This window comes from Rhizobium sp. P1_E1 (assembly GCF_056406015.1).
Genome location: NZ_JBFUAY010000351.1, coordinates 1 through 3,379 on the forward strand (window position 1 = coordinate 1; position 3,379 = coordinate 3,379).

Genomic DNA, 3,379 nt, shown 5'->3' on the forward strand with positions numbered 1-3,379 from the left:
GTGTGGTAGTGATCGGTTACGCCGAGCCACTGTGCCTGCGTCAGGATGCCATCGAACTTTCTCTCCATTCCCTTGATGCTTTTCAAGGTCAGCGTCATGTGCTTTCCGAGCAATTCATCGAAATCGATGTCCTCGGTTTCGCTTTTCGCTTCAAGGCGAAACTCGAAAAGGTCGCTAACATTTTCGGTACCGTCGAAGCGCGTGACGACGAGGAAATCCATTTCTTTCGTGGTCGTCAAAACTGCCGCGCGCTTGTCCTGTCGAGGGTTCGCCGTCATCATGAAGTCTCCAGCCTTCACCTTGTCAAGGTGGATTGAGGGTCGGAACGTTCCGCCTTTTCCTGGCAGGCGAGAAAAACGAACGATCTATCGGAGAATACGTAGAATCGTTTATGGAAATCAAGGAGAATACCGGTGTCGAGGTTGCTGAATTTGTGCTGTCTTACTATCAGAAGGTCGGGTGGCGCTCTGGCATGAACATTGAAAGGCATACCGATGAGCAGCATTACTTTGAGGATTACCAATGTTGATCGTCTTCCCGATGGTGGCCCGACGATCTTTACTACTGCGGATGACCGATTCGAGATCGGGCGCGACCCCTTCCGAGAGTGGACGCTTCCCGATCCCCAGCGTCACGTTTCCGGCAGGCATTGTGAGATCATGAAAGGGCCTGGCGGCTATGTCCTGAACGACATTTCGCGCAACGGAACATTCGTCAACGGAGCGCAGCAACGGGTCAAGAGCCCCTATCTTCTGCAGAATGGCGACATGTTGATGATTGGCGACTATGTGATAATAGTCCAGCTAACGCAGGTTGCCAGCGCCCCGTCTTCCAGCGGGGATTGGGCGAATGGCGATGACGATGATATGTGGGGCGCAGGGCCTTCTTCGCGCGAACAGCAGGACCGCCGCCTGTTCGAGCCTGAGGCACGTCGCCCCGCAACGCCCGATTTCGTGGGTTCTCATCTCGACGTGCCGCGATCGGATGTGGCGCCGCGGCAGTCCGAGCAGAATGATGATGTCTTTGCCGGATTTTCCCCGAAAGATATCGCTGCGGGATCCCGCTTCGATCGTAGCTCCATCTCCGCTGGTGAGAGCGCTATAGCTGGCAACCAACGGGCCGCGAGCGAGGAACCCGTAAGAAGTCGTGATCAAGGTCGTTACCAAAGAAATGACGAAGGGCAGCTCTATTCGAACGAACGGCTGCTCGCTGCCTTTTGCCAGGGTGCCGGGCTTGCGCCTGACATGCTCAAGACCCGCGACGCTGAGGACCTCTTTCGGGAACTGGGCTCGGTCGTGCTCATGCTGACTGGACAGACGTCCCTGTTGCTGCGCGCGAGGGCCTCGGCAAAGGCGATGGTGCGGACCTCGAATCGCACGATGATCGAAGCGTCGAACAACAATCCCCTGAAATTCATGGCGGATCCGGCCGAAGCCCTGCAGATCATGCTTGCGCGAGATCGTGCGGGGTATCTCGATACTTTGCAGTCTTTCCGGAGCGCCTTCGATGACCTCAAGAAACACGAGCTTGCCACCTATGCGGCAATGCAGAAGGCGCTGTCCCGCCTTCTTGCGGATCTTGCTCCTGAAGCAGTTGAAGCAAAGGTGAACTCCGGCCCGTTTTCTAATCGAAAAGCCAAGGCCTGGGAAACCTTTGTTTCACGCTGGGAAGCCAAAACCGAAGCCAATGCGAATGGAATGCTTGACGTGTTTCTCACGTACTTTGCAGAGGCTTACCAAGAGTTTGTATTGGGAGAGGTGAAGGGAAGCTGACGCGAAACCTAGAATGGAGTTTGAGAAATTAAGATGTTTATCGCTCGCTGCTTGCGCAGAGTTCGTCGGAAATAAGGAGCATCGTCCATCTTCTCAGCCGCTCTGTATCAGCGATCGCGCTCCTGCTTCTGTCATAGTAGCATCGTTGTATCGCCGGTCTGGACTCGGTACATCCATATGCTCCCACAGTTATATGCGATCGAATTCAAAACCATTTCATATTTGCGGCTATCTACGGCATCTTGGATATTTTGTGGTCTTTTCAGGTATTTGAGAATTGATTTAACGACAGTTTTCAAGATCGCTTGGGGCGTTGCCGTCGGGCTCGACGCTTTTTTCCACAAGGCTTCCAACAGCGATRTCCGCGCTGTTGCCTCAGCTGCCTCGACCAATAAAGCTTGGGCAAACCGTAGATCATTCTGATCTAATGCCTCGATACTGGGCATGTTATACGGGAACCAAAAAGACAGAATACGATGAGCATCGGCAGGTGAAATGACGATCTGCATCAATTTGTACTTTCCGAGTGTGCCGGAACTCATGGTATCGCGCCCTAAAATGGTGAAACCATACTGGCACCGGATGGTATAATGCGCAAGAAAAACCTTATGATTGATGATCTATACAGAGAGTCTGCATGCAATATCTCGCATGGGAAATCGCTTCTGGTCGCAGCAGGCTGAACTCGTCGGATATTAAGATGAAGACATTAGTGGAAGAGCTGCGGAACATGGCAGATATTGATCTCGACTTGGGAATGGACGCGGAGCTGGTGAGGTTTTGCATGGAATCCGCCAAGAGAGGAGCGATGGGTTTTGGTCTGGTCGGTCTGGCCGCCGGCGGTCCGCAGAGTTTTGCGATTGGCGTTGCCCGGGCTTCGCCGCTGGATTTATCGGTTGCGCGGCGTATAAGCGGCACCTGTCTCTTTCTCTTCCGATGAGCCAGGCCGAGGTGATGGAATCCTTGGCGGCTCTTCCTCTCAGCTCAAAGACGATGCTCAGCAGGCGGAGATGAAGACTGCTCCGTCGGGTCCGCGATAAAAGCAGTTTCCAGGTTGCGAGGGGGTTGGTCCGATTTTCTCGGGTCCTGCAGCTTTCGGCGGAGCGGTCGTGCAGCTGGCCGAGGCCAGGCAAAGCACAGCAAGTACAAATGCAGATTTCATCGAAATCGCCCCCATCCCATCATCAGTTTATGCAAACTTACATAAGTAACCTATCGCATTCAATGCTTGTGAAACACAGCTAGTGACAATTAATCTGTTTGCCTAATGTCTTCAACGGTTGGATAATGCATGGTCTGGATCGGCAGCTGTGGGGCGGAGGTGCGATGATGAACGCGACAGGGCACAAGATGACCTGGTGGCCCATCCGGCGCTTGCGGTTGGCGCTGATCCTGGTGTCGGTGGCAAGCGCGGCTGCGCTCCTCTTCGGATCGCCGGCGCACGCCGAACTTTCGATCTGCAACCAGACGCTCGATGTCGTCAATGTTGCCATCGGATACGAGGAGGATGGCGAATTTCAGACGGAGGGCTGGTGGACTGTAGGCGTCCATCGATGCGCAGACGTCATCCGCAAGCCGCTGATCAGCCGGTACGTGTACGTCTATGC

General features: G+C 54.1%; 5 protein-coding genes. 3 read left to right on the top strand and 2 right to left on the bottom strand.

The genetic code is table 11. The features are described 5' to 3' along the window. Positions 1-281 (bottom strand): contractile injection system protein, VgrG/Pvc8 family (locus tag AC1D1Z_RS35475; protein WP_477853462.1); only part of this gene is annotated, 281 nt, incomplete at its 3' end. A gap of 213 nt (positions 282-494) precedes the next feature. Between AC1D1Z_RS35475 and tagH the strand changes: the two genes are divergently transcribed. Beyond that, positions 495-1,772: a type VI secretion system-associated FHA domain protein TagH gene (gene tagH, locus AC1D1Z_RS35480; protein WP_477853464.1), complete on the top strand. Its 1,278-nt coding sequence runs from the start codon at positions 495-497 to the stop codon at positions 1,770-1,772. 131 nt (positions 1,773-1,903) lie between these two features. Here tagH and AC1D1Z_RS35485 read toward each other — a convergent pair whose 3' ends face one another. Beyond that, a complete protein-coding gene (locus tag AC1D1Z_RS35485) occupies positions 1,904-2,281 on the bottom strand; it encodes a hypothetical protein (RefSeq protein ID WP_477853466.1) in 378 nt (125 codons plus the stop codon). 128 nt (positions 2,282-2,409) lie between these two features. On the opposite strand from AC1D1Z_RS35485, the gene AC1D1Z_RS35490 reads away from it, so the two are divergent. Together AC1D1Z_RS35490 and AC1D1Z_RS35495 are read left to right on the top strand one after the other, a co-directional pair. Continuing rightward, the gene (locus tag AC1D1Z_RS35490; RefSeq protein ID WP_477853468.1) at positions 2,410-2,712 is read left to right on the top strand and encodes a hypothetical protein; all 303 of its coding nucleotides are present in this window, start codon (positions 2,410-2,412) and stop codon (positions 2,710-2,712) included. A gap of 386 nt (positions 2,713-3,098) precedes the next feature. Continuing rightward, positions 3,099-3,379, top strand: a 281-nt coding sequence (locus AC1D1Z_RS35495; protein ID WP_477853470.1) for a DUF1036 domain-containing protein, incomplete at its 3' end; no start/stop codon positions are given.